Source organism: Sphingomonas sp. 66-10 (genome assembly GCF_001897045.1).
GTDB classification, from domain to species: Bacteria; Pseudomonadota; Alphaproteobacteria; order Sphingomonadales; family Sphingomonadaceae; genus Sphingomonas; species Sphingomonas lycopersici.
This window is the reverse complement of record NZ_MKRR01000133.1, coordinates 263,471-269,142: the sequence shown is the minus strand read 5'-3', so window position 1 is coordinate 269,142 and position 5,672 is coordinate 263,471. Positions and strand designations below refer to the sequence as shown.

8 protein-coding genes are annotated in these 5,672 nt (G+C 67.7%); 3 read left to right on the top strand and 5 right to left on the bottom strand.

The window, feature by feature from the left end:
* Positions 1 to 358 precede the first annotated feature (358 nt).
* Complete coding sequence (locus BGN95_RS15220) at positions 359 to 1,150, top strand: CmcJ/NvfI family oxidoreductase (RefSeq protein ID WP_286773181.1); 792 nt, start codon at positions 359 to 361, stop codon at positions 1,148 to 1,150.
* A 2-nt stretch (positions 1,151 to 1,152) separates the two neighbouring features.
* Here the strand turns inward: BGN95_RS15220 and BGN95_RS15215 are convergent, their stop codons facing one another.
* The gene (locus BGN95_RS15215) at positions 1,153 to 2,079 is read right to left on the bottom strand and encodes an SDR family oxidoreductase (RefSeq protein WP_286773180.1); all 927 of its coding nucleotides are present in this window, start codon (positions 2,077 to 2,079) and stop codon (positions 1,153 to 1,155) included.
* Between the two features lie 69 nt (positions 2,080 to 2,148).
* Between BGN95_RS15215 and BGN95_RS15210 the strand changes: the two genes are divergently transcribed.
* Positions 2,149 to 2,862: a nuclear transport factor 2 family protein gene (locus BGN95_RS15210; protein ID WP_286773179.1), complete on the top strand. Its 714-nt coding sequence runs from the start codon at positions 2,149 to 2,151 to the stop codon at positions 2,860 to 2,862.
* Between the two features lie 33 nt (positions 2,863 to 2,895).
* A complete protein-coding gene (locus BGN95_RS15205; protein ID WP_286773178.1) occupies positions 2,896 to 4,212 on the top strand; it encodes an MFS transporter in 1,317 nt (438 codons plus the stop codon).
* Between the two features lie 3 nt (positions 4,213 to 4,215).
* Here the strand turns inward: BGN95_RS15205 and BGN95_RS15200 are convergent, their stop codons facing one another.
* The 4 genes from BGN95_RS15200 to BGN95_RS15185 all read right to left on the bottom strand — a co-directional run.
* The gene (locus BGN95_RS15200; protein ID WP_265311922.1) at positions 4,216 to 4,644 is read right to left on the bottom strand and encodes a pseudoazurin; all 429 of its coding nucleotides are present in this window, start codon (positions 4,642 to 4,644) and stop codon (positions 4,216 to 4,218) included.
* Positions 4,645 to 4,660: 16 nt separating this feature from the next.
* Complete coding sequence (locus tag BGN95_RS15195) at positions 4,661 to 5,023, bottom strand: hypothetical protein (protein WP_286773177.1); 363 nt, start codon at positions 5,021 to 5,023, stop codon at positions 4,661 to 4,663.
* Entirely contained in the window at positions 5,020 to 5,430 is a 411-nt protein-coding gene (locus BGN95_RS15190) for a c-type cytochrome (protein WP_286773176.1), read from the bottom strand. The genes BGN95_RS15195 and BGN95_RS15190 overlap by 4 nt, the downstream gene beginning before the upstream one ends.
* A partial coding sequence (locus BGN95_RS15185; RefSeq protein ID WP_286773175.1) for an FAD-linked oxidase C-terminal domain-containing protein occupies positions 5,427 to 5,672 on the bottom strand: 246 nt, incomplete at its 5' end. The genes BGN95_RS15190 and BGN95_RS15185, both read right to left, overlap by 4 nt.

The following is a 5,672-nucleotide window of genomic DNA, read 5'->3' as shown; positions in this document are numbered from 1 at the left end:
GCCGGCGCGGTGCCGGCGTCCTGCGCGAAGGCGGGCGCCGCGATCGCCAGCGTGGACAGAAGGGCGGCGGTCGAGGCCGAGGCGCGCAGCCCCGCCGTCAGACGCTTGTGGGTGAGATGGTGCATCGCAGTTCCTCTCCTGATGCGGGGCGGACCCAAGCTCCACGGCCGGCCCTTCCCCCGAAGACGCGTGACGTTGCGTGCTTCGTTTGTGAGTTAGGCATACAGTTTCGTGGGTGACAAGGAGTAGGCGAACTACCACCATAACCGCTGACAGCCTGTGCGGACGCGCTTGCGTGCTGCGCCTTCACCCCGCACAATAGTAAGCAAAACAAACAATTGATTTGGGAGACGCGGCGATGCGGGCGGCGATCAATTATGTGGCGCGCGGGCAGGGGCGGATGCGCTATTTCGCCAACGATTCCCGGCGCGACACCGTTGTGCTGGCGCCGGAGGTGATGGCGATTACCGATTCGCGCGGGTTGGCGACAGGGCTGGACCGCGAGGGCTTCGCGCTCGTGAAGCATTGCAGCGCGGTAGCGGATTTCGCCGATAGTGAGGCGGTGGCGCGCGTCTATCCCGCGGAGATCGAGCGGTTGATCGCCGAGCTCGCCGGCGCCGACGCAGTGGTGGTGACGGGCGCGGGGGTGCTGCGTTTCGCGGAGCGTTCGGCGCAGTCCGGCGCGCTGGACAATTCGCGACCCGCACGGTTCGCGCATGTCGACGTGTCGGATGTCGCCGCCGCGCAATTCGCCGATCGCGCGCGCCCGGCGGATCGCGCCGCGCCGCGCCGGACCGCGCATTACAATGTCTGGCGTGCGATCTCCCCCGCGCCGCAGGACGTGCCGCTCGCTTTATGCGACGCGCGGACGGTGGCGGCGGGCGATCTGTTGCCGGCGGACGCGATATTCGATCGCGACGGCGCCGACCTCTGGTCGTTCGAGGGGCTGCTCGCGGCGCATTCGCCGGCGCATCGCTGGCATTGGTTCTCCGATCTCACCCGCGACGAGGCGATCGTGTTCAAGACCAACGACAGCGACGCCGGCCATGCGCATTGCGTGCCGCATGTCGCGTTCGACAACCCCGACTGCCCCGCCGAAGCGCCGCCGCGCGCGTCGATCGAGATGCGCGCGATCGCCTATTGGTTTTAGGGTCAGGTGAGATTCTCCAGCCCGATCGTCTTGCCGGCGAGCGCGGCGCGCGCGGCCTCGCGGCGGAGACGCTCGATCGCCAGCCGCGCCTCGGGTGCCGGCTCGTCGGGCAGCGCGGCGATGCTGGTTTCGTAGATCTCGCGAAAATCCTCCGCGAATTCCGGATGGGTCAGGATCAGCGCGTCGCGGCGTGACATTCCTGCCAAGACCTTCTCACCGACCTCGAGCGGATCCATCCCCGCCTCGAACGCGGTGCCGAATTGTTCGAGCGTCGCGCGATCGGCCGGGGCAAAGCCGCTTTCGCCGAAAACATCGGGCCGCTTGAGCGCGCTGCCCCAGGCGTCGGTACGGGTCAACGCCGGGCAGACCAGCGCGCAATTGATGCCGTAAGGCGCGAGACTGTAGCGCAGGCTCTCGGTCAGCCCGCGCACCGCGAATTTGCTCGCGGTGTAGATTCCCGCCTGCGGGCCGGAGAGATAGGCGGCCATCGACGCGACGTTGACGACATGCCCGCCGGCGCCGGTGCGCTTCACCAGCGGCAGCAGCGCGACCAGCCCGTTGGCCACCCCGCCGAAATTGACCCCCATGATCCAGTCGTAATCGGCGTGGCTCGCTTCGTCGGTCGGCCCGAACACGCTGACCCCGGCGTTGTTGACCAGCACGTCGAGCCGCCCGAACGCGGCGTCGATCTCCTGCGCCACCGCGGCGAAGCGCGCGCGGTCGGTCACGTCGAGCGGCACGAATAATGGAGCTTCGCGCCCGCGCTCGGCGAACCAGCGCGCCGCCGCCGCGCGCCGTTCCTCGTCGCGATAGCTCAGCACCAGCCGCATCCCGGCGTCCGAAAAGGCGCGCGCGATGCCGAAGCCGATTCCCGATACCCCGCCCGTCACGAACGCCACCTTGCCGCGCCAGTCCTGCGTTTCGCCCATGCCGATTTCCTCTCGCCAATCCACGATTATTCGTTAGTCTTGCATACAAATACCGCGAGGGAGAGGATCATGCCAGAGACGGATATCGCCGCGCTCGCGCAGCGGCTCGATGCGCTGGAGCATCGCATCGGCGAACTGGAGGACATCAACGCGATTCGCCGGCTGCACTGGGCCTATGGCTATTATATCGATTTCAACCTGCCCGATCAGGTGGCGGAGCTGTTCGCCGATGATGGCGTGGTGGTGTTCCTGTCGGGCGAATATGTCGGCCATGCCGGTATCCGGCGGCTGTACGGCGACTGGATTCAGCAGCGTTTCACCGGCGGCCGGCCGGGGCCGGTCGACGGGCTGCTGCTCGATCATTTTCAGATGCAGGACGTGATCACCGTCGCGCCCGATCGGCGCACCGCCAAGGGCCGGTTCCGCGGGATGCTGTTCGGCGGCTGGCATGATGATTTCCAGGACACACGCGAGGAAGGCATGCCGCAGCAGTTCATGGAAGCGGGCATTTACGAGAATGACTATGTGCGCGAGGATGGCGTGTGGAAGATCAGCCGCCTCGATTATATGATGCAATGGCAGGCGGATTATGAGGCGGGCTGGGCGCACACCACCGCGCATCTCCAACCCGCCGCGCGCACCTTTCCGGAAGACCCGATCGGCCCGGACCGGCTGCTCCCGGCGAGCCACCACCGGCGGACCTGGCCGTATCGTCAGGACGTGCCGATGCATTTCGCGCATCCGCGCTTCGGCAAGATTCTCGCATCGGACGTGCGACGCTAGCCGGCGCCTGTATCCAAGGGGAGGAAATCAGAGATGAACCGTGATCCGCGCGCGATCGTCGACGAGGCGCCGATGAGCTGGCTGCAGATCGCGGCGGTGGCGATCACCGTCGGGCTCAACGCGCTCGACGGCTTCGACGTGCTGTCGATCAGCTTCGCCGCGCCGGGCATCGCCGCCGAATGGGGCATCGACCGCAAGGTGCTGGGGATCGTGCTGTCGATGGAATTGATCGGCATGGCGGTCGGCTCGGTGCTGCTCGGCGGGGTCGCCGATCGCATCGGTCGGCGGCGCACGATCCTGGGCTGTCTCGTCGCCATGGCGATCGGCATGGCGATGGTGACGACCGCGCATGACGTCACCACGCTCTCCGTCTGGCGGCTGCTCACCGGGCTGGGGATCGGCGGGATGCTCGCGGCGATCAATGCCGCGGCGGCGGAGTTTGCCAGCGTGCGCCGGCGCAATCTTGCGCTGGCGATCATGGTGATCGGCTATCCGATCGGCGCGGTACTCGGCGGGTTGATCGCCGCGCTGCTGCTCAAGGGCGGGGATTGGCGCGCGGTGTTCGAATTCGGCGCGATCGTCACCGCCTGTTTCATCCCGCTGGTGTGGTTCTTCGTCCCGGAGCCGGTGCAATTCCTGCTCGCCAGGCGACCGGAAAACGCGCTGGAAAGAGTGAACCGCACGCTGGCGCGTTTCGGCCATGCGCCGGTCGATGCGCTGCCGCCGGTGGAGACGGGCGCGGCGCGCGCCTCGGTCGCCGATATCCTGCGCCCCGGGCTGCTCGGCACCACATTGCTCGTCACGCTCGCCTATTTCGCGCATATCGTCAGTTTCTACTTCATCCTCAAATGGTCGCCGAAGATCGTCGTCGATCTGGGCTATCCGCCGGCGCAGGCCGCGGGGGTGCTGGTGTGGGCCAATGTCGGCGGCGCGGTGGGCGGGGCGATTTTCGGGTTGCTCGCACAGCGCTTCGCGTTGAAGCCGATGACGATCGTTGCGCTGATATTGTCTACCGTGATGGTCGCCTTGTTCGGCGCGGCGGGGGTGCGCTCGCTCGGCGGGCTCGCGGCGCTGGCGTGCATCTCCGGGCTGTTCACCAACAGCGCGGTCGTCGGGCTCTATACGATCTTCGCGCGCGCCTTCCCCGCACATGTGCGCGCGACCGGCACCGGCTTTGCGATCGGCATCGGGCGGGGCGGAGCGGCGCTGTCGCCGATCCTCGCCGGCGTGCTGTTCAGCGCCGGCCTGCCGCTCGCCGGCGTGGCGATCGCGCTCGCCGCCGGATCACTGATCGCGGCGATCGCGCTCGGCGCGCTCAAGCTGCGCTTCGCGGACGAGAAAGCGGCGTAGCGCCTATCGGATCGCCGCCAGCGCGGGCTTCAACCGCTTCGCGGCGAGCGGCGGCAGCGTGGCGGCTTGTGCCGCCGCGCGATTGGCGTTCCCGGCGATGACGAGCGCGACCATCCCCATCGCATAATGCGGCTGGCATTTGATGCCGTAGATGCCGGCCTTGGTGACCGAAAGCGTCACCTCCTTGTTGATCGCGCCCTTGATCGGCGGCGCGCCGGCGGGCCAGATCGCGGGGATCGTCTCGGCATTGTGCGAGGCGTCGGTCGGGACGAAGCGCACGGTGTCGCCGGGTTTCGCATTCACCACCATCGGCTCGAACGCCATCATCCCCGCCGCGCCGCTGTTCTTCATGTGGACGACATATTCCTTCGCCGCCGCCGGCGCGGCAGCGAGCGCGGCAAGGGCAAAAATGAGCGGGGACAGGCGGATCATGCGGCGATACTCCAACTCAGGACATTTCCCAGAAAAACGCGCGCACCACGGCGAGCGGGCGTTCGGCGCGGACCCTGAGCCCGCGTTCGATCAACAGGCCACGCACCGCGATCCAGTCGCTCCACCGCGTCACCCCGATGACGCGTGCGCCGCCGGGGACGAAGCCGCGCATCTCGCGCCAGAGATCGGCATGCGCGGCGGACAGGTCGATCAGGCGGGCGGGGCGATATCCGGCGGTCAGCCGCCGTACTGCAGGCAAGCGCAGATCTGCCACGATCACCGTCTGTGCATCGCGCACAGCCGCCCGCGCCGCGGGCGCACCGCTCAGCGCCGCCCCCGCGATCAACCCGGTGAGCGCCTGCCGACGGTCGACGATCACCGTGCTTTCCCTTTGGCGAGATAGGCGGCGACCGCCTTGAGTTCGGCATCGGTGATGTCGACGCGCGTCTGCGGCGGCATCGCGCCTTTGCCGTTGCGCGCCACCGCGATCACATAATCCACCGCCAGATCGTTGCGATTGGTGAGCAACCCCATCGCCGGCGGATTGCCTGCCAGAACCTGCTGCTTGGTCAGCAAATTGGTGCCCATTCCCGCCGGTAGATGGCAATAGCCGCAACGGTGCGAGAAAATTGCCGCCGCATCCTGCGACGCGGCGAACCTGTCCCCGCCGCTTTCCGGCGCGCGCATCTGATAGGTCGGCGGGCCCGCGTCATGCGGGCCGCCCTGCGCCAGTGCGGCGCCGAAGCCGGCCACCGCGATGACCAGCGCGATCGCGCCGTTCCTCATGCCTTTCCTCCCCCCGAAAGATCGCGATAGGCGGCGGGCCACACGCCCTGCTTGCCCGGCGCGAGGATGCCGTTGGGATCCAGCGCGGTCTTCACCCGCTCGTTGAGCCGGCGCATCGCGTGGTCGTTGAAGTCGAAGGTGGCGTTGACCTTGTCCATCCAGCCGAGATGCGTGCGATATTCGGCATAGCCTGCCTTCGCCGTCTCGCTGATCAGCACGTCGAACAGCCGACGCATCTTCGC